Annotated in this window: 27 protein-coding genes; 21 read left to right on the forward strand and 6 right to left on the reverse strand. The window is 70.7% G+C overall.

Going from position 1 to position 21,763, the window contains the following annotated elements; translation table 11 throughout:
* Positions 1-12 precede the first annotated feature (12 nt).
* From fusA to ACFYUZ_RS08685, 4 genes are all read right to left on the reverse strand, one after another.
* Entirely contained in the window at positions 13-2,139 is a 2,127-nt protein-coding gene (gene fusA / locus ACFYUZ_RS08670; RefSeq protein ID WP_389307146.1) for an elongation factor G, read from the reverse strand.
* 39 nt (positions 2,140-2,178) lie between these two features.
* The gene (rpsG, locus tag ACFYUZ_RS08675) at positions 2,179-2,649 is read right to left on the reverse strand and encodes a 30S ribosomal protein S7 (protein WP_015035567.1); all 471 of its coding nucleotides are present in this window, start codon (positions 2,647-2,649) and stop codon (positions 2,179-2,181) included.
* Positions 2,650-2,651: 2 nt separating this feature from the next.
* Positions 2,652-3,023, reverse strand: a complete 372-nt coding sequence (gene rpsL / locus ACFYUZ_RS08680) for a 30S ribosomal protein S12 (protein WP_003948652.1) — start codon at positions 3,021-3,023, stop codon at positions 2,652-2,654.
* Between the two features lie 372 nt (positions 3,024-3,395).
* Positions 3,396-3,845 (reverse strand): helix-turn-helix domain-containing protein, encoded by a 450-nt coding sequence (locus ACFYUZ_RS08685; protein WP_389307148.1) that lies wholly within the window; start codon positions 3,843-3,845, stop codon positions 3,396-3,398.
* Between the two features lie 252 nt (positions 3,846-4,097).
* Between ACFYUZ_RS08685 and ACFYUZ_RS08690 the strand changes: the two genes are divergently transcribed.
* Genes ACFYUZ_RS08690 through ACFYUZ_RS08700 form a run of 3 tightly spaced genes read left to right on the forward strand, consistent with a single transcriptional unit; the run spans position 4,098 to position 5,294 of the window.
* Entirely contained in the window at positions 4,098-4,373 is a 276-nt protein-coding gene (locus ACFYUZ_RS08690) for a WhiB family transcriptional regulator (RefSeq protein ID WP_389307149.1), read from the forward strand.
* Positions 4,366-5,097, forward strand: coding sequence for a hypothetical protein (locus ACFYUZ_RS08695; RefSeq protein WP_389307150.1), 732 nt, complete (start codon positions 4,366-4,368; stop codon positions 5,095-5,097). Before ACFYUZ_RS08690 ends, ACFYUZ_RS08695 begins: the two co-directional genes overlap by 8 nt.
* Entirely contained in the window at positions 5,091-5,294 is a 204-nt protein-coding gene (locus tag ACFYUZ_RS08700) for a hypothetical protein (RefSeq protein ID WP_030687838.1), read from the forward strand. Before ACFYUZ_RS08695 ends, ACFYUZ_RS08700 begins: the two co-directional genes overlap by 7 nt.
* Positions 5,295-5,366: 72 nt before the next feature.
* On the opposite strand, the gene ACFYUZ_RS08705 is transcribed toward ACFYUZ_RS08700, so the two are convergent.
* On the reverse strand, positions 5,367-6,197 hold the full coding sequence (locus tag ACFYUZ_RS08705) for a hypothetical protein (RefSeq protein WP_389307151.1): 831 nt from the start codon (positions 6,195-6,197) through the stop codon (positions 5,367-5,369).
* Positions 6,198-6,637: 440 nt separating this feature from the next.
* On the opposite strand from ACFYUZ_RS08705, the gene ACFYUZ_RS08710 reads away from it, so the two are divergent.
* The 4 genes from ACFYUZ_RS08710 (at position 6,638) to ACFYUZ_RS08725 (ending at position 8,558) form a co-directional block, all read left to right on the forward strand.
* Positions 6,638-7,045 (forward strand): hypothetical protein, encoded by a 408-nt coding sequence (locus ACFYUZ_RS08710; protein ID WP_389307152.1) that lies wholly within the window; start codon positions 6,638-6,640, stop codon positions 7,043-7,045.
* Between the two features lie 109 nt (positions 7,046-7,154).
* Entirely contained in the window at positions 7,155-7,766 is a 612-nt protein-coding gene (locus ACFYUZ_RS08715; protein WP_030687846.1) for a hypothetical protein, read from the forward strand.
* Positions 7,767-7,854: 88 nt separating this feature from the next.
* Positions 7,855-8,145 (forward strand): hypothetical protein, encoded by a 291-nt coding sequence (locus tag ACFYUZ_RS08720; RefSeq protein WP_030687847.1) that lies wholly within the window; start codon positions 7,855-7,857, stop codon positions 8,143-8,145.
* A 119-nt stretch (positions 8,146-8,264) separates the two neighbouring features.
* Complete coding sequence (locus tag ACFYUZ_RS08725) at positions 8,265-8,558, forward strand: hypothetical protein (protein WP_389307153.1); 294 nt, start codon at positions 8,265-8,267, stop codon at positions 8,556-8,558.
* Between the two features lie 30 nt (positions 8,559-8,588).
* On the opposite strand, the gene ACFYUZ_RS08730 is transcribed toward ACFYUZ_RS08725, so the two are convergent.
* Entirely contained in the window at positions 8,589-9,392 is an 804-nt protein-coding gene (locus ACFYUZ_RS08730) for a hypothetical protein (protein ID WP_389307154.1), read from the reverse strand.
* A 303-nt stretch (positions 9,393-9,695) separates the two neighbouring features.
* Here ACFYUZ_RS08730 and ACFYUZ_RS08735 point away from each other — a divergent pair, with 303 nt between their 5' ends.
* The 14 genes from ACFYUZ_RS08735 to ACFYUZ_RS08800 all read left to right on the forward strand — a co-directional run bounded on the left by ACFYUZ_RS08735 (position 9,696) and on the right by ACFYUZ_RS08800 (position 21,717).
* On the forward strand, positions 9,696-9,905 hold the full coding sequence (locus ACFYUZ_RS08735; RefSeq protein WP_389307156.1) for a hypothetical protein: 210 nt from the start codon (positions 9,696-9,698) through the stop codon (positions 9,903-9,905).
* Between the two features lie 100 nt (positions 9,906-10,005).
* Complete coding sequence (locus ACFYUZ_RS08740; protein WP_389307157.1) at positions 10,006-10,959, forward strand: hypothetical protein; 954 nt, start codon at positions 10,006-10,008, stop codon at positions 10,957-10,959.
* A 29-nt stretch (positions 10,960-10,988) separates the two neighbouring features.
* Entirely contained in the window at positions 10,989-12,191 is a 1,203-nt protein-coding gene (locus ACFYUZ_RS08745; RefSeq protein ID WP_389307158.1) for a phage tail protein, read from the forward strand.
* Entirely contained in the window at positions 12,188-13,435 is a 1,248-nt protein-coding gene (locus ACFYUZ_RS08750; protein WP_389307159.1) for a tape-measure protein, read from the forward strand. The genes ACFYUZ_RS08745 and ACFYUZ_RS08750 overlap by 4 nt, the downstream gene beginning before the upstream one ends.
* Before the next feature lie 54 nt (positions 13,436-13,489).
* Complete coding sequence (locus tag ACFYUZ_RS08755) at positions 13,490-14,413, forward strand: phage distal tail protein (protein WP_389307160.1); 924 nt, start codon at positions 13,490-13,492, stop codon at positions 14,411-14,413.
* 55 nt (positions 14,414-14,468) lie between these two features.
* Positions 14,469-15,662 carry a hypothetical protein gene (locus tag ACFYUZ_RS08760; RefSeq protein ID WP_389307161.1) on the forward strand — a complete coding sequence of 398 codons (1,194 nt, stop codon included), beginning with the start codon at positions 14,469-14,471 and terminating at the stop codon, positions 15,660-15,662.
* 35 nt (positions 15,663-15,697) lie between these two features.
* Complete coding sequence (locus ACFYUZ_RS08765; protein WP_389307162.1) at positions 15,698-16,918, forward strand: hypothetical protein; 1,221 nt, start codon at positions 15,698-15,700, stop codon at positions 16,916-16,918.
* A gap of 38 nt (positions 16,919-16,956) precedes the next feature.
* Positions 16,957-18,096, forward strand: coding sequence for a hypothetical protein (locus ACFYUZ_RS08770; protein WP_389307163.1), 1,140 nt, complete (start codon positions 16,957-16,959; stop codon positions 18,094-18,096).
* A gap of 11 nt (positions 18,097-18,107) precedes the next feature.
* Positions 18,108-19,238 carry a hypothetical protein gene (locus tag ACFYUZ_RS08775; protein ID WP_389307164.1) on the forward strand — a complete coding sequence of 377 codons (1,131 nt, stop codon included), beginning with the start codon at positions 18,108-18,110 and terminating at the stop codon, positions 19,236-19,238.
* Entirely contained in the window at positions 19,238-19,807 is a 570-nt protein-coding gene (locus tag ACFYUZ_RS08780; protein ID WP_389307165.1) for a hypothetical protein, read from the forward strand. Before ACFYUZ_RS08775 ends, ACFYUZ_RS08780 begins: the two co-directional genes overlap by 1 nt.
* Positions 19,808-19,850: 43 nt before the next feature.
* Positions 19,851-20,234, forward strand: coding sequence for an ATP-binding protein (locus tag ACFYUZ_RS08785; RefSeq protein ID WP_389307166.1), 384 nt, complete (start codon positions 19,851-19,853; stop codon positions 20,232-20,234).
* A 71-nt stretch (positions 20,235-20,305) separates the two neighbouring features.
* A complete protein-coding gene (locus ACFYUZ_RS08790) occupies positions 20,306-21,217 on the forward strand; it encodes a peptidoglycan-binding protein (RefSeq protein ID WP_389307167.1) in 912 nt (303 codons plus the stop codon).
* Positions 21,218-21,233: 16 nt separating this feature from the next.
* Complete coding sequence (locus tag ACFYUZ_RS08795; protein WP_389307168.1) at positions 21,234-21,467, forward strand: hypothetical protein; 234 nt, start codon at positions 21,234-21,236, stop codon at positions 21,465-21,467.
* A complete protein-coding gene (locus ACFYUZ_RS08800) occupies positions 21,454-21,717 on the forward strand; it encodes a hypothetical protein (RefSeq protein ID WP_389307169.1) in 264 nt (87 codons plus the stop codon). The genes ACFYUZ_RS08795 and ACFYUZ_RS08800 overlap by 14 nt, the downstream gene beginning before the upstream one ends.
* Positions 21,718-21,763 lie beyond the last annotated feature (46 nt).

The following is a 21,763-nucleotide window of genomic DNA, read 5'->3' on the forward strand; positions in this document are numbered from 1 at the left end:
AACTCGGGAGAGTTACTCGCCCTTGGCCTTCGCGATGATCTCCTCGGCGACGTTCCGCGGAACCTCGGCGTAGGAGTCGAACTGCATCGAGTAGCTTGCGCGACCCGAGGTCTTGCTGCGGAGGTCTCCGACGTAGCCGAACATCTCCGAGAGCGGCACGAGGCCCTTCACGACGCGGGCGCCGCTGCGCTCCTCCATGGCCTGGATCTGGCCACGGCGGGAGTTGATGTCACCGATGACCTCGCCCATGTAGTCCTCGGGCGTGACGACCTCGACGGCCATCATCGGCTCAAGGATGACGGGAGAAGCCTTGCGCGCGGCCTCCTTGAAGGCCTGCGAACCGGCGATCTTGAACGCGAGCTCGGAGGAGTCGACCTCGTGGTAGGCACCGTCGAGAAGAATGACGCGGACGCCCGTCATCTCGTAGCCGGCCAGGATGCCGAACTGCATGGCCTCCTGCGCACCCGCGTCGACCGAAGGGATGTACTCCTTCGGGATGCGGCCACCGGTGACCTTGTTCACGAACTCGTAGGAGGCGTCGCCACCCTCGATGGGCTCGATCGCGATCTGCACCTTGGCGAACTGACCGGTACCACCGGTCTGCTTCTTGTGGGTGAAGTCCACGCGCTCGACGGCCTTGCGGATCGTCTCGCGGTACGCGACCTGCGGCTTGCCGACGTTCGCCTCGACCTTGAACTCGCGACGCATGCGGTCGACGAGGATGTCGAGGTGAAGCTCGCCCATACCACCGATGATGGTCTGGCCGGTCTCCTCGTCCGAGTGGACCTGGAAGGAGGGGTCCTCCTCCGCGAGACGCTGGATGGCGACACCCAGCTTCTCCTGGTCACCCTTGGACTTGGGCTCGATGGCGACCTGGATGACCGGCGCCGGGAAGTCCATGGACTCCAGGATGACCGGGTTCTTCTCGTCGCACAGCGTCTCACCGGTGGTGGTCTGCTTGAGGCCCATGACGGCGACGATGTCGCCGGCGCCCACCGAGTCGATCTCCTCACGCTTGTTCGCGTGCATGCGGTAGATCTTGCCGATGCGCTCCTTCTTGCCCTTGACGGAGTTCAGCACCGCAGTGCCGGCCTCCAGGCGACCGGAGTAGATCCGGACGAAGGTGAGCTTGCCGAGGTGCGGGTCGCTCGCGATCTTGAACGCGAGGGCGGCCAGCGGCTCGTCGTCGGACGGCTTGCGCTTGACGACGGTCTCGGCGTCCTTGACGTCGTGGCCCTCGATGGCCTCGACGTCCAGGGGGGACGGCAGGTAGCGGACGACGGCGTCGAGCAGGGGCTGGACGCCCTTGTTCTTGAACGCGGTGCCACAGAACACGGGGGTGACCGTGGTCTCGCCGCCCTTGCCGGAGGCGATGGTGATGCGACGGACGGCGGCGTAGAGCTGCTCCTCGGTGGGCTCGACGCCCTCGAGGAAGAGCTCCATGAGCTCCTCGTCGTTCTCCGCGACCGTCTCGACGAGCTTGCCGCGGTACTCCTCGGCGAGCTCGAGCTTGTCCGCCGGGATGTCGACGACGTCGTACATCTCGCCCTTGCTGGCCTCGGCGGACCAGACGAGGGCCTTCATGCGGACGAGGTCGATGACGCCCTGGAAGTCGGCCTCGGCACCGATCGGGAGCTGCATGACGATCGGGGTCGCGCCGAGGCGGTCCACGATCATGTCGACGCAGCGGAGGAAGTCGGCACCGGTCCGGTCGAGCTTGTTGACGAAGCAGATGCGCGGAACGCCGTAGCGGTCCGCCTGACGCCAGACGGTCTCGGACTGGGGCTCGACGCCGGCCACACCGTCGAACACGGTGACAGCACCGTCGAGCACGCGCAGCGAACGCTCCACCTCGACGGTGAAGTCGACGTGACCCGGCGTGTCGATGATGTTGATCGTGTGATCGACATTCTCGAGCGGCCAGTGGCAGGTCGTCGCGGCGGACGTGATCGTGATGCCGCGCTCCTGCTCCTGCTCCATCCAGTCCATCGTGGCAGCGCCGTCGTGGACTTCACCGATCTTGTACGAGACACCGGTGTAGAACAGGATCCGCTCGGTGGTGGTCGTCTTGCCCGCGTCGATGTGGGCCATGATGCCGATGTTGCGCACCTTGGCCAGGTCAAGCGAAGTGGTAGCCATAAGGCTTCAGTCTTCTCTCGGTCTCGATGTGGGTTGCGACTACCAGCGGTAGTGCGCGAAGGCCTTGTTGGACTCGGCCATCTTGTGCGTGTCCTCGCGCTTCTTGACCGCGGCTCCGAGGCCGTTCGAGGCGTCGAGGAGCTCGTTCATGAGGCGCTCGGTCATGGTCTTCTCGCGACGGGCGCGGGAGTAACCGACGAGCCAGCGGAGGGCCAGCGTGGACGCGCGGCCCGGCTTGACCTCGATCGGCACCTGGTAGGTGGCGCCACCGACACGGCGGGACTTGACCTCGAGGGCCGGCTTGACGTTCTCGAGAGCGCGCTTCAGCGTGATGACCGGGTCCTGGCCGGTCTTCTCACGAAGACCCTCCATGGCGCCGTACACGATGCGCTCGGCGGTGGAACGCTTGCCGTCCAGCAGGATCTTGTTGATCAGCGAGGTGACAAGAGGAGAGCTGTAGACCGGGTCGATGATGACCGGGCGCTTCGGGGCGGGGCCCTTACGAGGCATTCTTACTTCTCCTTCTTGGCGCCGTAGCGGCTGCGAGCCTGCTTACGGTTCTTGACGCCCTGCGTGTCGAGGGAACCGCGGATGATCTTGTAACGAACACCCGGCAGGTCCTTCACACGGCCACCGCGCACGAGCACGATGGAGTGCTCCTGCAGGTTGTGACCCTCACCCGGGATGTAGGCCGTGACCTCGATGCCGGAGGTCAGACGCACACGCGCGACCTTACGGAGGGCCGAGTTCGGCTTCTTCGGGGTGGTCGTGAACACACGCGTGCAGACGCCGCGACGCTGAGGGGAACCCTCGAGTGCGGGCGTCTTGTTCTTCTCGACCTTGTCCTGCCGGCCCTTACGGACCAGCTGCTGGATCGTAGGCACTACTTCTCCGGTTTCTGTGTGCCGTCGGTAAAACTAACCTGGAACATTCACCGACCCACGCGGTCGGGTGTGTCGAATCTCGCGGACCTCCGCACGAGGCGGAAAAAGCGCGGATCGCGGTGGCCGGTATATGACTCGCCGTGCGGTTGAGGACACGCACGGGAGCCCAGGCACACCCCAGGCACAAGGCTTGAGCGTACCTATCGCACGGACTCCGGTCAAAACAAATGCCCACGCGCACCCGCCCCCGTCCGGGGCGGGTCGGGGGCGGGTCCGGATCGTTCCTGCACCGGGGCCCGGACCGGGCGCCGGGCCCGGCCTCCGGGCCGCCCGGAAGCGGCCCGGCGCCGGTCGGTGCCGGCGGGCCCCCGGTCAGTCCCGGGCGGTGCGACGGGGCTCGGGGGCCTCGCCGGCGTCCGCCGCGTCGGTGTCGGGTTCCAGGAACTGGTTGACGACCTTGACGAAGACGCCCATGCGCTCGTCGGGGACCCCCAGCCAGCGGGCGAAGTCCTCCAGCGAGGGCTGCCAGTCGCTCGGCGGCAGCAGGTCCGCGGCCATCGGGAGTTCTTCGGGGGTCACGCGGCCGGACCGGATGAGCATGTCGCGGACGGAGACGCCGAGCAGCGGGGCGATCCGGCGCATGGTCTCCAGATCGGGCATGCTCTGCCGCTGCAGCAGGCGGGTGACGGCGGCGCGATGGACGCCGGCCTCGTCCGCGATCCGGGACTTGCCGCCCCCGCGCGGGCTGTCGATGTCGTAGCCGCGCTGTCTCATCAGGCCTTCCACCCAGCCTGCGAATTCGTCGAGCCCTTGAGTGCTCATGTGTACCGCTCCTCGCTCCCCACCCTCCGGATCCCATACCTTAGCGTGCTTGCGCGCACGGAATTACGTGCTTTCGGGCACGCAATCGTGTCGAATCGGTGAAGGGCCGGTCAGGGCTCTTTCGATTTTTGTTGCGCGCTCGCACGCAACGTGTAAGTCTGGCTCGCCGCCGCACTCGTCGGCCCCCTGAGCCCCAGGCGCCCCACCGGCCCCATGGACGGCCCCGGCGGGCCCCGGACCGTGGAGAACCCCTTGTTCCGTCCCGACCCGTCCCCCTGGCAGGCCTCCGCCGCGTGCGCCGGCCTCTCCCCGTCCGTCGTCTTCGCCCGCCGCGCCAAGGAGGCCGCCCCCGCCCTGCGGGCCTGCGGCTCCTGCCCCGTGCGGAGCGAGTGCGAGACCGCGGTGGCCCCGGCCGAGAGCTACTTCGACGGCGTCTGCGCGGGCCGCCTCTGGCGCAACGGACGCCCGGCGGACGCCCGGCGCGTGGCGAAGGCGCTCGCCCCGGCGGGGAGCGTCCGCCGTGGCTGACCGCACCGACACCGAGCCCGTGCTGCGGGACATCACGCTCTGGACCGCCTCCCTGGTACGGCAGTTCCCCGAGCTCGCCGAGGAGCTCGCGCCCGGCCGGCGCGGGCCCGCCCCCTCCCCCACCGGCCCCTCCCCCGCCGGCCGCGACGAGCTGATCCGCGAGGAGCGCCGGGAGGCACTGCTGCTCGAACAGCGGCACGGGCTCGCCGTCCCCGGCCACGGAGCCGCCCCGATCCGGCTGCACGTCTCCGACGCCATCCGTGACATCACCGACGGGGTGGTGGAGCTGGAGGAGGCGGTCTGCGCCCGGCTCGCGCTGCCCCGGCCGCCCCGCGCCGGGGTGATCGACCGCCTCCGGCGCCTCGTGGCGCTGCTCGACCGGATCGCGGTCCACCCGGACCTGGCCCGGCACGTGCGGGACGAGATCCGCAGGATGGCCCGGCGCTGCGCCCGGACGCTCGGCGACGCGGAGACGATCGTGCGGGTCTCGGGCCGCTGCCCCTGGTGCGACTCGGTGTCGCTGCGGGCGTTCCCGGACCGGCGCGCGGTGCTGTGCGTGAACCCGGCCTGCATCTGCACGGACGAGGTCTGCGGCTGCCAGGACGATCCGGCCTACCGGCACCTGTGGACGGAGGACCGGTGGGAGGAGCTGTCGGAGGCCTCGGGGACCCGTACCGAGGAGATCGAGGCCGCGATGGACGACCCGAAGGAGACCTCGTGCTGAGCTCCCCCGCCCTGCCCACGCTGGTCCCCGGCCCGCTGGCCGCCGAGGAGGCGGGGGTGGCGCCCGCGACGATCCGCAAGTGGGTCCAGCTCGGGCACCTGCGGGCCGCGGGCCGGGCCGGCCGGGCGCAGCTCTTCCGCCTGGAGGACGTCTTCGCGGCGGAGCGCCTGGCCCGCCGCCGGCCCCGCACCGCCTGATCCCCCGCCCCCACCCGCACGGCGAAGCGCCCCGCGTCCCCTCCGGACCCGGGGCGCTTCGCCGTGCCGCCGTCACGCCTCCAGGAAGCGGTGGAGGGAGTCGGTGAGGGCGGTGACGAAGCGGTCGCGGGTCTCCTCGGGGACGCGGTCGAGGGAGAGGTACGGGTTGAGGTCCTCCAGCTCGACGAGGAGCAGCTCGCCGCCGGGGGCGCGGCAGGCGTCGACGCGCTGGACGCCGTGGTCGAGGGTGTTCCAGTCGATGAAGCGGCGCGCGAGGGCGAGGTCGTCGGCGGTGGGTTCGTACGGCTCCAGGACCCAGCGGCGCTCGGGGTCGGGGGCGTACAGGGCGTACTGGAAGAGGTCGTCGACGAAGTAGAAGGAGACCTCGTACCGGAAGTCGACGCGCGGCTGGACGAGGAGCTCGCCGTGGGCGAGCCCGGCGAGTTCCGTGAGGTCCTCGGGCCGCAGGAAGCGCAGGCCTATGGAGTCGGCGCCGGCCTTCGGCTTGACCGCGTACTCGGCGGCCTCCGGCAGGAGGTGGAGGTCCTCGGCCCGGTCGACGGTGGGGATGACGGGGTACCCGGCGGCGGTGAGGTCGAGGAGGTACTGCTTGCCGGCCATGTCGCCGCGGCCGTGGAGGGGGTTGTAGACCCGGGTGCCGAGGGCGCGGGCCCGCTCGCGGAAGGCCTCGTACTCCTTCCGGTACCCGATGACCGGGCCGGTGTTGCGGACGACGAGGGCGTCGAAGCGGTCCATGAGGGCGGCGGCGTCGAGCGGATGGCAGAGCGCCAGGTCGAAGCTCTCGCGCAGCCGGGCGGTGAGGTGGACGTCCTCGTCGCCGTACCGGCGGCCACGGGCGGGGTAGGCGAGGTCGGTCACGTAGAGCAGGCGGGGGCGGGACACGGGGCGGCTCCTGGTGGTTCGGGGGCGCCCAACCTAACGGGGCCCTTCCGACGGGCGGCCCGGAGGGTGGGGGCGGTCCCCTCGCACCGGCCCGCGACGGCTCCCCACTGCTTCCGACGGCTCCCGACTGCTTCCGACGGCTCCCGACTGCTTCCGACGGCTCCCGCGGGGGTCCGCGAGGGGCGCGGAGTCCGGGACAGGGCCCCGCACCGGGGCTCCGCCGCACCGCTTCTCCCGCCGAGCCCCACAACTAGTTGCGTGCGCGCACGCTCTCTGTCACAGTTGGTGCAGCGGCGGAGCTGTGCCCGCGAGACGGGCCGCAGTCTCCGCCGTTCGCCGTCCGGGGGCGCTCCGCGCCCCCGCCCCCTTCCCCGCGTCGAGCGCCCCGGGCGGCCCCCGTACCGCCCGTCCCGCCTCCCCTTCTCCCGAGGAGAACCGTCATGACCACTCCCCCGAGTGCGTTCCCGGACGTCGAGAAGCTGGTCGTCGACGTCCTCAAGGCCGACCCGGCGCTGGCCGGCGTCACGGTCGCCGCCCAGGCGCCGGCCGGCTTCGACGGCACGCAGAGCGCCGTCCTGGTGAACCGCCGCGGCGGCGCCTGGATCGGCGACCTGCACGTCGACAAGCCGCTGATCGAGTTCGAGGTGTACGGCCCGACCAAGACCGCGGCCCACGTCCTCGCCAACGCCGCCCGCAAGGCGCTGCTCGCCACCATCGGCAAGCAGCTCGGCGCCCACTTCGTCAGCGACGTCGAGGAGCAGGACGGGCCGCGCTGGATGCCCGACTACCTCTACCGGGGCGCCAACCGCTACCTCTGCGTCATCCAGCTCTCGCTGAACGTCTTCTAGACACCCAGCGACCCACAGACCAGGCCTCGCCGTCCGGCGGGGCCTTTGCCGTACCCGGAGCCGGCCTCCGGGCACCGGCAGCCCTCACAACCCAAGGAGAAACACCACCATGGCAGGAAACAACTCCGCCGAGATCCGCGTCGCAGGCATCGGCAAGCTCTACGTCGCCGACGCCGGCACCTCCCTCCCCGCCACCTTCGGCACGGACTCCGCCGCCGACTGGTCCGGCGCGGGCTGGAAGGACCTCGGCTTCACCTCCGGCGACGGCGTCACGTTCTCGAAGAAGGACAAGCTGGAGGCCATCGACTCGTGGCAGTCGGTCTCCCCGGTCCACTACATCTACTCGAGCCGTGACCTGTCGCTGAAGTTCTCGCTGCTCCAGTTCAACGAGGACACGCTGCCGTTCTTCATGGGCGGCGACGCGGTGAAGGCCGAGCCGACCCCGGCGGTCGACACCTACCGGTACGAGATCGCCGAGCGTCCGTTCGCGGACGTCCGCGCCCTCGGCCTGGAGTTCACCGACGTCAAGGCCGGTGGCACGACCGCGGTGAAGTACCGCTTCATCATCCCGCGCGGCCAGGTCACCGCCACCGACGACATCAAGCTGGCCCGCAAGGCGGCCTCCCAGCTGGGCGTCACCTTCACCGCCATGTCGAAGGGCGACGGCAAGCCGCTGGCGACCTTCCTCATGAAGGACAGCCAGTACTCCGCGACCGTCTGATCCTTCTCCCCCCGGGGCGGGACGGCGCACCGCCGTCCCGCCCCGCCCCTCTCCTCCTCACTCACCCGAACAAGGAGTACGCATCACCATGGCCCGTTTCGACGTCAACGCCGCCCGCGCCCAGCGCCTGGAGGCCCACGGCCGCACCTGGTCCTTCGAGCTGGACGGCGAGTCCTACACGCTTCCCACCGAGCTCTCCCGCAAGACCGCGAAGGCCCTGCGGAAGCTCGACGACAACGACGTGGACGGTCTGCTCGAACTCCTGATGGGTGAGGAGCAGTACGTCCGCTTCGAGGAGCACGACCTCACGATGCAGGACATCGCCGCCATCCTGGAGGCCTACGGCAAGGAGACCGGGCTCGGCCTGGGGGAAGACTGAGCCTCGTCGAGTTCGTCGACGAACACGCCGAGGCCCTCGAGGCGGACCTGCTCCGCTACTACGCCACCGACCTTCTGGACTGGTACCGGGGCGAGCTCTCCAGCCGGCGCCTGATGGTCATGATCAAGCACCTGCCGGCGGACAGCGCGGCGCAGCGGCAGATCCACGGCGAAGCGGCGGAGTGGTCCCTCACCGACCATCTCCTCGCCGCGGCCGTGGACCATCTGGCCGTCGCCAACTGGATGTTCCAGTGCGTCAACACCGGTGAGGACGACGAGACCCCGGATCCGCCGAAGCCCGTTCCGCGTCCCGGCGGCACGGACGAGGACGGGGAGGAACAGGACGGGGAGTCCGCTCCGGAGGGCGCGACCGAGACGATCTCCTCCTCGGCCCTGGCCCGCTTCTTCGGCTGACGCCCCCTTCGCCCCCGGCTCCCGCTCCCGTCAGGAAGCGGGATCCGGGGGCGCTTCCCGTGCTCGCTCGGCGGCCAGCTCCTCCTCCAGGGTCCTGGCCCGCTCGGAGAGCCGACGGCCACGCCGCTCGGGGGTCCCCCCGGCCTGGCCGGGCACGCCGCCGATCGGCGGCACGATCGGACGGCCGCCCTTGCCCCGGACCACCTTCCGCACCGGCTGGGCGTTCCTGCGGGGGCGTCCTTCCTGGGCGCTCGTCCGCACGTCCGCGTCGGGTTCGGGCTCCGGCCCGGCCGCCGGTTCGGGTTCGGGGGCGCGCTCCGGCCCGGACTCGTACCCGGGCAGGGAGACGGGTGCGGGCGGGGGCTCCGGCTCGTACTCCTCGTGCTCCGGCTCGGGGCGCTGTTCGAACAGTTCGCGCTCCCGGCGGACGCGCTCCTCGGCCCTGACCACCGCGGCCGGGGGTTCCATGAGCCGGGCGAAGGGCAGCGGGATGACGCGGGCCCCGTCCGGGTGGGCGGCGTCCGTGCGCCGCTGCGGGCGCCGCACTCCACGCGCGTCACCCTGGCCCTGCGCGTAGGCGTCGGCCACGCGCCGCTCGTACTCCCTGCGGATGCGGGGGAGTTCGTCGGAGACGGCTTCGGCCCAGCCGGCGGTGAACGCGGCGGTCTCGCGGCGGTCCACCTCGGTGCGGGGCAGTACGACGAGGTCCTCGGGGGCGTACCCGGCGACGTGGACGAGTTCGGCGAGCCGCGCGAAGAGGTGAGGCAGATCAGGGTGGGATTCGAGCCAGTCGGTGACCTGCTCGCGCCGGTTACCGCCCGGCTCCGTGTCCATGCGTCAGCACTGCCTTCCGACCCCCTGGGGTCCCCACGCGCCCCTCGCGCCCCCGGCTCCCCGAATAAGTCAGGTCCGGGGAACGCGCCTTCCAGGGTACCCCGGTCGAACAGAAGCTCTGTTCGAGGACCAACCCATGGGGAGGAATGGCAAGAAGACGCACCGTCAGACGTTTCCCGCTCGACAAATCCCGAACAGGTACCCCAGACTCTGTTCGCACAGTAGTTCGATAACGTGGTGCCCCCGCCTCACTCCGCGGCGCCGCCACGCACGCACGGGCAAGTAACCGGAAGGCAGGCGTCCATGACTCAGCAGGCCGAGGGATCCCGACCGCACATCCCCCTCCAGGACCGCCTCCGCCAGCTCCTCGACGGACCCGTCGCCCTCGACAAGAGAGCGTTGCTCGGCACGCTGTGTGCCGAGGTCAGCCGCTACGAGACCCTCGCGTACGCGGCGGGCTGGAACGACGCCCTCGCGACGATGCGCCACGGCTCCCGCCGGGACGACGCCTAGCCGCCCGAACCGCCCGCCCCACGCACGAGCCCCTGCCGACGCTCCATGACGGCAGGGGCTTTTCGGCGCTTGGCCGTCACCGGCCGGAAGCGGAGCAACCATGGCAGAAGTAACGAACGAGGACCTCTCGATCCAGGTGGCCGGCCTCAGGCACTACCTGCGGAAGGTGGACGGGGGCTGGCTGCCCACGACCGACTGGATGAAGCAGCAGCTGGCGCCCATCAACAAGCTGGTCGAGGAACTCAAGGCACAGCAGGACAAGGTCGCCGAAGAGGCCGCCAAGGCCCCCTGGGAAGAATGGATGGAGACGGTGGGCCTCGGCACCCTGGCCGAGATCATCAAGGCGGGACTGGAGGGCGGCATCCTCGGCGCCCTCGGCGCCATCGGGACCGCCCTCGCGGTCGTCGTCGTCCCCATCCTCACCGCCGCCCTGGGCGCGTGGCTGATCCTGAAGCTGCAGACGTGGCACGCCGGCAGGAACGGCGGCTTCACCTACGGCCCGAACCAGGAAGGCACCTGGACGCGCCAGCGGCTCACGGACATCCAGGCCCAGCAGAACGGCGGCGGCAATCTGCTCGACCAGATCCCGGCCGACGCGAACTTCGACAACCTGCGCGCCCAGCTCCAGCAGCTGAACCCGGAGCTGCTGAAGTTCAACAACCGGGCGCCCGCCTTCATCCAGTCGTTCCGCAAGCTGCCCGCCGAGGGCAAGGCCACCAAGGCCGCGAACGCCATCCAGAAGATCTCCGATGCCGTCGCGGGCGTCGACCACGCGCAACTGCGACCGGTCGCCGAGGGCGTCAACAAGATCAACAACGCGATGCGGAACGCCGAACCCCGCAAGGTCGAGAAGGTCGCCAAGGCCGTCGGAAAGCTCAAGACCGCCATGCTCGGCTTCACCCCGACCAAGATTCCCGACGGCCCCAAGCTGGAGGCCTCGGCCACGGGAATGACCAACCTCGCCACGGCGAGCGGGACCCTGCGCACGAAGTTCAACGAGCTCAGGCAGTCGGTCCAGTCCCTCGACCAGGCCATCGGCGCTGCCACCGCCTGATCCCCCACCACCCCGAAAGGAGGTAACCCATGTCTCTCGTCAAGTCCCTCAAGAACGCGTCCGACGGTCTGCGCAACCTCAAGACCCAGGCCTCCGGCGCCGGCACCTCGGTCAAGAAGGTCGGCGACGCCGGAAAGTCCGCGTCCGGGCAGCTCAAGACCCTCAAGACCAACGCCCAGGGCTCCAACACCCAGCTCAAGAACCTCAAGACGGCCACGGACCAGGCCGAGAAGTCCATGTCGAAGGCCGGCACGACCGCCGAGTCCGCCGGCAAGAAGATGGGCAAGTACGAATCCGGAGCGGGCAAGGCGTCCAAGGGCCAGGACAAGCTCAACAAGTCCATGAAGGGCAACTTCCTCGCCCGCCTGATCGAACTCTTCATGCCTCTCATCGAGAAGATCGTCGAGATGGCGATGCAGTCGAAGACGATGCAGAAGATCCTGAAGAAGGCCTTCGACGCCGTCAAGACCGTGATCAGCTCGGTCATGAAGGCCATCGGTCCGATCATGAAGAAGGCCGGCGACCTGATCAAGACCGTCTGGAACGGCATCAAGAAGGCCGTCTCCACCGTCGTCAAGGCCGTCGCCACCGTCATCAAGACCTACGTCAACATCTGGAAGACGGTCATCACGACCGTCATGAAGGCGATCAAGACGGTCGTCGGCGCCGTCTGGAACGGCATCAAGGCCGTCATCACCCCGGTCGTGAACTGGATCAAGTCCGCGATCCCCAACGCCTTCACCGCCGTCAAGGACAAGATGTCCTCCATCTGGAACGGCCTCAAGGACATCGCGTCCCGGGCGTTCGAGGGCATCAAGAGCGGTGTGTCCGGCCCGATCAACGCCGTCATCGGCCTGATCAACCGCATGATCAGGGCCGTCAACGGCGTCAAGGTCAGCGTCCCCGGCTGGGTGCCGATCGTCGGCGGCAAGACCTTCGGCGTCAACATCCCCACCATCCCCATGCTCGCCACCGGCGGCGTCGTCATGCCCCGCAGCGGCGGCGTCCCGGCGATCCTCGCCGAGGCCGGCGAGGCCGAGGCCGTCCTGCCGCTGTCCAAGCTGGACCGGCTGCTCGCCCTCACCGCCCGGCGCGCCCGCATGACGGCGCAGCTGCAGTCGGGCAGCGGCGGCGGGGCCGGACTGCACATCGAGCACTACCACGCGGCCCGTAACAGCGACCCGCAGTCCACGGCGGACGCGCTGATGTACCTGGCGAAGGCACGCGGATGAGTGCCGCCGCCGTCCGCATGCCGGCGTTCGGGCGCCTGACGCCGACGATGACCTCCCTGCGGCAGGGCGCCGACACGGCCGGCGGCACGCTCAAGCGGCTCAAGCAGGACGTCCAGGCGGCGGCCGGCGGCATCGCCAGGCTCGCCACCGACCTGCGGACCGCCGGCACCTCCGTCCGCACCCTCGGGAACACCGCGTCCGGCGCCGCGACCTCCGTCGGCCGGATCCAGCGGTCGAAGGCGGCCGTCGGCATCCAGAAGCTCGGCGTCGCGGCCGGCAAGGTCCGTACCGCCGCGGGGAAGTTCGGCCCCGCGGTCGGCGCCGTCCTGGCGATCCTGGCCCCGTTGCTCCCGATCACCGACACCATCACCAAGCTGATGGACACCTACGGCACCGTCATGACCATCGCCTCGGTCGCCATGACCGGTGTCAACCTCGCCATGCGCGGCAACCCGCTCGGCTTCGTCCTCGGCATCCTCGTGCCGGTCATCTCCTGGCTCGTCGAGTACGCGGTGAACAGCGAGACCGGACAGAAGATCATCAAGCAGGTCATGCAGCAGGCGCTGAAGGGCTTCCAGTCCGTCTGGAAGTTCCTGCAGCCGGTCATCAAGCTCATCGGCCAGGCCGTCGGGACCTACTTCAAGGCCTACCTCACCCTGTTCACGACCGCGCTGAAGCTCATCGGCTCCGGCATCAGCGGCATCTCCAGGGTCCGCACCACCGTCAGCTCCGCCTCCCAGGCCCTGCGCGGCATCGCCACGCGCACGATCGGCGGCGTCAAGGACGCCGTCAAGCCGGTGCTGTCCTTCATCACCGACAAGATCCCCGGCTTCTTCCGGCACGCGAAGGACGCCGTCGCCAAGGCCCTGCGCGGCATGGGCGATCTGATCAAGGGCGCCCTCAGCGCCGTGCTCGGGGTCGTCAAGGGACCGGTCAACGGCCTGATCGCCTTCGCCAACTGGATCATCGACGGGCTCGACAAGCTGAGCTTCGACTTCCTCGGCAAGCACTTCGGCGTCGACATCGACAAGATCCCGATGCTCGCCGAGGGCGGTCTCGTCTTCCCCGGCGCCGACAGCGCGCCGCGCATCGACCCGCTCACCGTCCTGGAGCACCGGCGCGTCCCGGCCCTCACCGAGGCTCCCCGGCAGCCCCACCGCATCGCGGAGTTCCACGAGGAGCCCGGCGCCGGCCCGCGGTCGACCGCCGAGGACCTGCTCTTCCTCGTCGCCGCCCACGGCTGAAGCCCCCTCCGACACCAGAAGCCCGACAGCCCCCAGAAGTGAGGTGACGGCCCCATGGCCGAGACCACAACCACATACGCCGGAAGCGACCTCACCGCCGACCTCGCGCCCGGCTCGCTGATCACCCAGGACGGGCAGATCCAGTGGGCCGGGCTCCTCATCGGCCCCGGTACGCCGTTCAACGTCGACCGGTCAGGTCTCCAGGGCTGGGAGGACCTGCCGGAGTACGACTCCTCCGACGCCGACCGGCCCACCTCGCACGGCGCCTGGCCCGGCTCCCGGTACGCCAAGCCGCGCAAGATCAGCGGCACGATCGTGCTGATGCCGGAGTACGACGGCGCGACGGAGGCCGTCCGCGCCCTGCGCCAGTCGCTCGCCCTGCTCGACGAGGAGCGCTGGCTCACCGTCCGGCTGCACGGCGAACTCCTCGCCGTGCGGGCCCGGATCGCCCAACGGGTGGTCCCCGCGGACCAGGGCTTCGCCACCCAGGGCAGCTCGAAGATGTCGATCCAGTGGCTCGCCTCCGACCCGCGCCGCTACGGCGTCAACGAGCAGAGCGCCTCCACCACGCCGCCGCAGCCGGAGACGGGCCTGACGTGGCCGCTGACCTGGCCGCTCAACTGGGGCCAGGCCAAGTCCACCGGTGACGCCGTCGCCGAGAACACCGGCTCCGCCGCCACGCATCCGGTGATCGTCTTCCGCGGCCCCTGCTCCATGCCGACCGTCACCGAACGGGTCTCCAAGCGCCGGCTGCGGTACGCGATCGACCTGGCCGCCGGCGACGAGCTCGTCGTCGACACCGCCAACGGCACGGTGATGCTCAACAACACCGCCTCCCGCCGCCACACGGCGATGGCCGACTCCAGCCCGGAGGAGCTGTTCCTCCTCGAACCGGGCCGCACGGAGCTGTCGTTCCGGCCCGACTCGGCCACCCCCGAGGCCCTGATGACGGTCCGCTGGCGCAGCGCCGAATGGTGACCGCCGCCGCCTAGGCGCCGAACCCCTTCCCACCCCGCACAGAAGAGGTGAACCCATGACCGTACGGGCCGCCTGGCTCCAATCCACCGGCCAGACCCGCGAGGACACCCGGCTCGCCCTTGCCGCGCTCCTCACGCCCAACGGGCAGAGCGCCGCGGAGACTCCGCTGCGCTCGCGGCCCGGCATCGTGCCCGGCGGCCTGGTGCTGACCGGCACGTCCGCGATGCAGTGCTCGATCGGCACCGGCCGGGCCGTGATCCAGGGCTCCGACACCGCCCAGGGGCCGTACATGCTCGCGGTGACCGCCCCCGAGACGCTGACCGTCCCGGACGGCGACCCGCAGTACGGCCGGATCGACCTGATCGAACTGGCCGTGCTCGACGACGCGTACGACCGCAGCGGCTCCACCGGGGCCGTCATCCGGCTGGTCAAGGGCACCCCCGCGGCCACCCCTGCCGTGCCCGCCTCGGGCCCCGGCAGCGCCTTCCCGCTCTACAGCGTCTCGGTGCCGGCCGGCACCTCGGCCGGCACCGGCGGCGTCCAGTGGAACGCCCCGGGCGTCGTCACCACCCTGCACTACCCGATGACCGCGCTCGGCGGCATCATCCCGACCAGCGGCTTCAAGGGCGCCTACGTCGGCCAGTACCGCGACGTCTCGGGCCTGCTCCAGCGCTGGGACGGCACGACCTGGGTCTCCTACGCGAAGCCGATCGGCGGCATCGCCCCGCACGGCACGATGACGACCGGCGCCTACACCGGCCAGTACCGCGACAACGCCGGCGTCCTGCAGCGCTGGGACGGCGCGGCCTGGCAGTACGCCGAGGGCAAGGCGACCGTCCTCTTCAGCGTCGCGCAGACCTCGATGCAGACCGTGCCGGCCAACGCGTGGACGCCGATCACGATGAACTACCTCGACATCGACGACTTCAACGGCTGGAACGGCACCGACAGCTACGTCGTCCCGCGCACCGGCTGGTGGCGGGTCTCCGCCAACATCACCTGGAACGGCGACTCCACCAACGGCGTGCGCGGCGCCCGCGTCGTCAACGGCGGCGTCGGCGTGCCCCGGATGACCTGGATGGCCGCGGCCTCCATGGGTGCCACGAGCGTCGGCGGCGAGGGCCTCGTGAAGCTCACCGCGGGCAACGTGCTCCAGCTCTCCGGCTACCACAACCAGGCGCCCTCGGTCCGCACCCTCGGCGGCTCCGGCTACTACACCTCCCTCACCGCCCAGTGGATCCGGTCCTGAACCGCCCTCCTCGCAACCCCGATTAGGAGAACCCCATGAACCTGCGCAGCAGCTGGGTCGCCGAGACCGGCCAGACCCGCGAGGACACCCGCCTCAACCAGGTCGGCGCGACCACCATGGTCAACCCCGTCCAGGTCCGCTCCGGCATCCTGCCGGGCTCCTACAGCGGCCAGTTCCGGCTGTCCGGCTTCTGGATGGACAAGGCCTCCGCGATGACGGCGACCGTCTCCGAGGGCCGGGCCGTCATCCAGGGCGACATCTCCCAGGGCGTCTACCCGGTGACCCTGCCGGCCGCCGAGCAGATCACCTTCGCCCCGGGCGACGCCCAGTACGGCCGGATCGACCTGGTCGTCCTGAGGATCTACGACAACCTCTACGACGGCAGCACCCGCAACGAGGCGAAGATCGAGATCATCCAGGGCACGCCGGGCCAGGCGCCCAAGGCCCCGGTGGCCCCGCCGCGCAGCCTCCCGCTGTACGAGGTGACGGTGCCGGCCGGCGCCAGCGCGGGCAACGGCGGCATCCCGTGGAACACCTCCCTGAAGGACCTGCGCACGCCGGTCGTCGCCCTCGGCGGCATCCTCCCGGTCGAAGGCCAGGTCCTGCCGGGCGCGCATCCGGGCCAGTACCAGGACACCCCCAACAACCAGTTCCAGCGCTGGGACGGCGGCCGGTGGGTCGCCTACCCGGAGGCGGTCGGCGGCATCGTCCCGATCTCCGTCAACTCCACCACCCCGGGCAGCTACACGGGCCAGTACCGGGGCACCGCGGCCGGTCCGCTCCAGCGCTGGAACGGCACGGGGTGGGTGTCGGCGTACCCGGGCCCTTACTTCAACGACTCGCTGGACGCGGGCTACACGCTCTCGACGACCTACGTGGACACGCTGATCGACCGGGCGACGAACCCGCTGACGGTGACCTTCGTCGCCCCGGAGACCCGACAGGTCATCCTCAGCTTCGGTTCGCGCGTGGAGCTGGACCTGAACTCCGGCACCACGGGCATCGCCAGCTCGGCCTGGATGTGCGTGCGCGTCACGCAGGGCACCACCGTCGTCCGCGAGGTGGACGACGAGTACGCCGTCGTCGGCTCCAAGTCGGCCGACCCCACGGACGCCGTCTCCATCTCGACCACCCAGCGCCTCTCCAGCCTGACGCCGGGGGCGACCTACGCGATCACCGCGTACTACCGGACGACCAACACCAACGTGCGTGCCTGGTTCGACAACACCTTCATCCAGGTCACCCCGCAGTACTGAGTCCACCGGGCCGCCGCCCCTACTTCCAGGAGATCCCCATGCCCGTACGCTCCGGATGGCTGATGCCCACCGGTCAGACCCGCCAGAACACCCGCATCACCGACATCGGCGCCACCACCCCCGTCAACCCGCTCGGCGTACGGTCCGGCATCCTGCCCGGCACGTACGACGGCAAGTTCCGGGTCGGCGGTCTGTGGATGAGTTCCACCGGCCCGATGACGGCCACCGTCTACCACGGCAAGGCCGTCATCCAGGGGGCCACCACCGACGGCGCCTACCCGGTCGCCCTCGACGAGGACATCACCATCACCTTCGCCGACGGCGACCCGCTCAACGACCGCATCGACCTCGTCGTGGTCCGCGTCTACGACAACGACGTGGACGCCCTCGGCAAGTACGAGGCCGGCATCCAGATCGTCAAGGGCACCCCGGCGGCCGTGCCGGCCGCCCCGGCCGCCCCCGCCCGCTCCCTGCCCCTGTTCACGGTGAAGGTGAAGAAGGGCGCCTCCGCCGGCACCGGCGGCATCGACTGGGCGGGCGGCGCCTCCACCGACCTGCGCACCACGACCGTCTCCTCCGGCGGCATCCTGCCCGTCTACAACAACGCCGGCGTGCCCGGCGCCTACCCGGGCCAGTACCAGGACAACGACAACGCCCACTTCCTCCAGCGCTGGGACGGCACCGCCTGGGTCGCCTACCCCAAGGAGATCGGCGGCATCGCGCCCAGCGGCACGGTCACGACCGGCAGCTACACCGGCCAGTACCGCGACTACAACGGCCAGCTCCAGCGCTGGAACGGCAGCGCCTGGGCGGCCCACCAGCCGCCCGTCGAGATCGAGACCACCAATACCGGCGCCGTCGCCCTCACCAACTGGTCGATGGTGGCGTTCTCCGGTCGCAGGACCAAGAGCGGCCTGTGCACCGTCACCGCCACCGTCACCCGCACCGGCCCCCAGGTCAACGTCGACAGCTCCGGCAACATCGGCGACGAGCAGCTGTGCACCATCCCGGCCGGCTGGCGTCCGGCCACGGACTTCGAGGCCACGGCCAGCGACGGGTACGGCGACGGCGCCGCCAACATCCGCGCCGACGGACGCGTCGACCTGCGGACCTGGTCCTACAACGGCACCCTGACCGCCGGACGGAACATCCGCATCTCCGCCACCTACGTCCTGTAAGGGGGCCCTCGATGGCAATCGACACGCCCTACCGGGCGATCTTCTGCGACCTGCTCACCGACCAGACGCTGGACATCCTCCCCCTGCGGGACGTCTCGTTCGACGACTACATCGGCAAGGCGGGCTCGCTCTCCGGCACGATCCCCATCCCCGACAAGGCCATCGCCGACCGCGTCAAGAAGGTCCGGGAGGGCCGCACCGCGGTCTACCTGGAGCGCGACGGCGACCTGTGGTGGGGCGGCATCGTCTGGACCAGCACCCTGCAGTCCAGCGGCCGAGGGGTGCTGACCCTCGGCATCCAGGCCGCCACCTTCGACTCGTACGCCGGGCGCCGCCGCATCCGCACGGACATCACGTACGACACCCCCACCGACCAGCTGGAGATCGCCCGCCGGCTCTGGCGCGAGCTCGACGTCCAGGCCTATCCCGGCGCCCCCGACGGCGCGGAACCCCGCCGCATCGGGATCACGTTCGGCGACGAGATCCCCAAGTTCCAGAAGACGGCCTCGTGGCGGAAGGGCGACGAGACCGTCTACCTGGAGGCGCTCGACCAGCTCGCCGCCACGGAGAACGGCTTCGAGCACCAGATCATGGTCTACCGCGACCCGGTCACCGGGCGGCGGATCCGGCAGCTCCGCATCGGCGAACCCAAGATCGTCACCGGCGCGACCGACCTCGTCTTCGACCGGCCCGGCGTCATCCTGTCGTACTCCTTCCCGTACGACGCGACCCGCGGCGGCACCACCGCCCTGGCCCGCGGCGCCTCCACCAACTCCAACGCCGCCGCCGAGTCCCGGCCGATCTTCTCCACCCAGCAGTACGCCAGCGACCTGCTCGTGGACGGCTGGCCGCTGATCGACCTGTCCTCGGACCACAACGAGATCACCGACCCGCTCGCGCTCGACTCGATGGCCGCCACCGAACTCGCGCAGGCGCGCGGCGCCGTGGTGATCCCCTCGATCAGCATCCACCTCGGCGGGATCGTCCCGCCGGCGCTCCTCGGCCGCGTCGCCCGCATCCGGATCACCGACGAGTGGTACTCCCAGGGCCTCGACGCCCGCTACCGCATCGTCGGCACCAAGATCACCCCGCCGGAGCGCGGCCGCCCCGACACCGCCGAGCTCTACCTCGAGGAGGCCTGATGCCCCAGCTGCCCGAGGACATCATCGACCGGCTCAACCAGATGGAACGCCGGCTCAAGGCCCTGTCCACGGCCGTCAACACCCGTCCCGCCGTCAACGAGTTCCGGCCGGCGCCGTCCGGGAGCGTCACCATCACCCGGCCGCTGTTCCGGATCTTCGACGGCTACAGCCACGAGATCTTCGCCGACGACATCATGACCGGCGGCCTCGCCCGGCCCTGGCTGCAGCTGATGCCGCCGCTGGCCACCGACCCGGCCAAGTGGCCCTCCACCACCGCCGCCGCCTTCACCACCATCGCCCGCTGCTCCAACCCCGTCTGGCAGCCGAAGATGCGGCTCGCCATCAGCACGGCCGCGTCCAGCGGCGGCACCGGCCAGGTGCGGGTCCTCGTCGACGGCGTCCCGTTCGGGCCCACGGTCACCGCCGGCACCACCTACGACTACACCGGGCTGCTGCCCGGCGACATGAAGACCCGGTTCGGCCAGACGATGAACATCGAGATCCAGGCCCTGGCCTCCGCCGGCACGGTCTACGCCCAGCCCGTCCTCATCCACGGCGCCCAGACCTGAGCACCCCGACCACGCCGACCGAGCCGACCACGAGGAGCACCCCATGAACATCGACCCCTCCCAGCCGTGGGGCGTGGCCATCGACTACGCGGGCCGCGCCACCGTCACCGAGAACGGCCACACCCTCTTCCTCCGCGTCTACGACAACAGCCTGGGCAACGCCGTCCAGCGCGACCCGGTCACCGGCCAGTACCCGTCGGTGTACGTCACCGCCGAGCTCACCGAGAAGGGCGCGGGCGACACCCTGCTGCGCGGCTCCGGCCTGGTCATCGTGGACGCGCGGGACGGCGCCCCGGTCGTCCCCGACCAGACCGCCGCCCAGCGGGCGGTGACGGCCGCGCTCGCCGACTTCGAGACCCGCCGGTCCGCGTACGCCGAACTGTGCGCCACCTGGGCGGCCCCGCCGGCCCCGGAACCCGCCCCGTAGAGCCCCTACGGAAAGACCGCACCCCGCAGGCCCGCCCGACGCGGGCCTTTCTCATGTCCGGAGGACACCAGATGGCCACTCCCCTCACCGCGGACCGGTTCGTCGCCGCGCTCCGCGCCGAAGGCGTCACCGTCGTCGAGCACCCCGGCTGGCGCACCCACAACCGCAACCACGTCGGCGCCTGGGGCCCGGTCACCGGCGTGATCATCCACCACACCGTCTCCGCCGGCACCGCCCACACCGTCGAGATGTGCTTCGACGGATACGAAGGGCTGCCGGGCCCGCTCTGCCACGGCGTCATCGCCAAGGACGGCAGCGTCCACCTCGTCGGCAACGGGCGCGCCAACCACGCCGGCGGCGGCGACCCCTCCGTCCTCCAGGCCGTGATCAGCGAGACGTACGGAGACCGTCCGCCCGCCCCGCGCCGGCACCAGGGCAGCCCCGACGCCGTCGACGGCAACTCCCGCTTCTACGGCTTCGAGTGCGTCAACCTCGGCGACGGCCGCGACCCCTGGCCGCCCGCCCAGCTCGACGCGATCGAACGGGTCTCCGCCGCCCTGTGCCGGGCCCACGGCTGGGGCGCCCGCTCCGTCATCGGCCACAAGGAGTGGTCGGACTGGAAGGACGACCCCCGGGGCTTCGCCATGCCGACGATGCGCGACCGGGTCCAGGCCCGGCTGAACAAGGCCCCCGCCAAGCCCGCCCCCGAGGCCGGAAAGCCGGCCGCCCCCCGCCTCCAGCCCTTCCCGGGCACCTCGTTCTTCCGCAGGGAGACGAGCTCCCCGATCATCACCGCCATGGGCCGCCGCCTCGTCGCCGAGGGCTGCTCCGCGTACACCGTCGGCCCGAGCCCCCGCTGGGGCGAGGCCGACCGGCTCAGCTACGCCAAGTGGCAGCACAAGCTCGGCTTCCGCGGCTCCGACGCCGACGGCATCCCGGGCGCCGCGTCCTGGAACGCGCTGAAGGTCCCTTACACGAAGTGACGCAAGGAGCGCAGTGATGTCCGATGCCGCCAAGCGCACGGCCCGTACCGTCCTCCAGTCCGCCGTCGGCATCGCCGTCGTCCTCCCCGCCATCGTCGACGCCTCCGGCGTCCCCGCGACCCTCCCCTGGGTCGCCGGGGCCCTGGCCGTCGCCGGCGGGCTGGCCCGGGTGATGGCCCTCGACCTGGTGCAGAACCTGCTGCCGTCCTGGCTGCGCAGCACCCCGGGCGGTGCCGATGACCGAGCCTGACCCGAACGACCCCGTCGCCGTCGCCCTCGAACTGGAGCGGCTCCGCGGCACCCTGGAGGCCGGCTTCGCCCGCGTCGACGGCTCGCTCGCGCTGCTCGTGCAGCGCAGCGACCAGACCGACAAGCAGCTCGCCGACCACGAGGCCCGCCTCGACGCCCTGGAGCGGGCCCGCTGGCCGGTGGCCAGCATCGCCGCGCTCACCGCGAGCGCCGGCGTGCTCGTCGCGGTCTGGGAACTGGCCGCGCGGTGACCCCTCCGTGAGACGCCGAAGGGCGGCCACCCCTGATCGGGGTGAC

The organism is Streptomyces sp. NPDC004266 (assembly GCF_042874095.1).
Taxonomy (GTDB): domain Bacteria; phylum Actinomycetota; class Actinomycetes; order Streptomycetales; family Streptomycetaceae; genus Streptomyces.

Excerpts from the sequence above, each read along its gene's own strand:
- fusA (WP_389307146.1), bottom strand. The coding sequence starts at position 2,139 with ATGGCTACCACTTCGCTTGACCTGGCCAAGGTGCGCAACATCGGCATC.
- rpsG (WP_015035567.1), bottom strand. The coding sequence starts at position 2,649 with ATGCCTCGTAAGGGCCCCGCCCCGAAGCGCCCGGTCATCATCGACCCG.
- ACFYUZ_RS08685 (WP_389307148.1), bottom strand. The coding sequence starts at position 3,845 with ATGAGCACTCAAGGGCTCGACGAATTCGCAGGCTGGGTGGAAGGCCTG.
- ACFYUZ_RS08710 (WP_389307152.1), top strand. The coding sequence starts at position 6,638 with ATGACCACTCCCCCGAGTGCGTTCCCGGACGTCGAGAAGCTGGTCGTC.
- ACFYUZ_RS08715 (WP_030687846.1), top strand. The coding sequence starts at position 7,155 with ATGGCAGGAAACAACTCCGCCGAGATCCGCGTCGCAGGCATCGGCAAG.
- ACFYUZ_RS08720 (WP_030687847.1), top strand. The coding sequence starts at position 7,855 with ATGGCCCGTTTCGACGTCAACGCCGCCCGCGCCCAGCGCCTGGAGGCC.
- ACFYUZ_RS08725 (WP_389307153.1), top strand. The coding sequence starts at position 8,265 with ATGATCAAGCACCTGCCGGCGGACAGCGCGGCGCAGCGGCAGATCCAC.
- ACFYUZ_RS08730 (WP_389307154.1), bottom strand. The coding sequence starts at position 9,392 with ATGGACACGGAGCCGGGCGGTAACCGGCGCGAGCAGGTCACCGACTGG.
- ACFYUZ_RS08735 (WP_389307156.1), top strand. The coding sequence starts at position 9,696 with ATGACTCAGCAGGCCGAGGGATCCCGACCGCACATCCCCCTCCAGGAC.
- ACFYUZ_RS08740 (WP_389307157.1), top strand. The coding sequence starts at position 10,006 with ATGGCAGAAGTAACGAACGAGGACCTCTCGATCCAGGTGGCCGGCCTC.
- ACFYUZ_RS08745 (WP_389307158.1), top strand. The coding sequence starts at position 10,989 with ATGTCTCTCGTCAAGTCCCTCAAGAACGCGTCCGACGGTCTGCGCAAC.
- ACFYUZ_RS08750 (WP_389307159.1), top strand. The coding sequence starts at position 12,188 with ATGAGTGCCGCCGCCGTCCGCATGCCGGCGTTCGGGCGCCTGACGCCG.
- ACFYUZ_RS08755 (WP_389307160.1), top strand. The coding sequence starts at position 13,490 with ATGGCCGAGACCACAACCACATACGCCGGAAGCGACCTCACCGCCGAC.
- ACFYUZ_RS08760 (WP_389307161.1), top strand. The coding sequence starts at position 14,469 with ATGACCGTACGGGCCGCCTGGCTCCAATCCACCGGCCAGACCCGCGAG.
- ACFYUZ_RS08765 (WP_389307162.1), top strand. The coding sequence starts at position 15,698 with ATGAACCTGCGCAGCAGCTGGGTCGCCGAGACCGGCCAGACCCGCGAG.
- ACFYUZ_RS08770 (WP_389307163.1), top strand. The coding sequence starts at position 16,957 with ATGCCCGTACGCTCCGGATGGCTGATGCCCACCGGTCAGACCCGCCAG.
- ACFYUZ_RS08775 (WP_389307164.1), top strand. The coding sequence starts at position 18,108 with ATGGCAATCGACACGCCCTACCGGGCGATCTTCTGCGACCTGCTCACC.
- ACFYUZ_RS08780 (WP_389307165.1), top strand. The coding sequence starts at position 19,238 with ATGCCCCAGCTGCCCGAGGACATCATCGACCGGCTCAACCAGATGGAA.
- ACFYUZ_RS08785 (WP_389307166.1), top strand. The coding sequence starts at position 19,851 with ATGAACATCGACCCCTCCCAGCCGTGGGGCGTGGCCATCGACTACGCG.
- ACFYUZ_RS08790 (WP_389307167.1), top strand. The coding sequence starts at position 20,306 with ATGGCCACTCCCCTCACCGCGGACCGGTTCGTCGCCGCGCTCCGCGCC.
- ACFYUZ_RS08795 (WP_389307168.1), top strand. The coding sequence starts at position 21,234 with ATGTCCGATGCCGCCAAGCGCACGGCCCGTACCGTCCTCCAGTCCGCC.
- ACFYUZ_RS08800 (WP_389307169.1), top strand. The coding sequence starts at position 21,454 with ATGACCGAGCCTGACCCGAACGACCCCGTCGCCGTCGCCCTCGAACTG.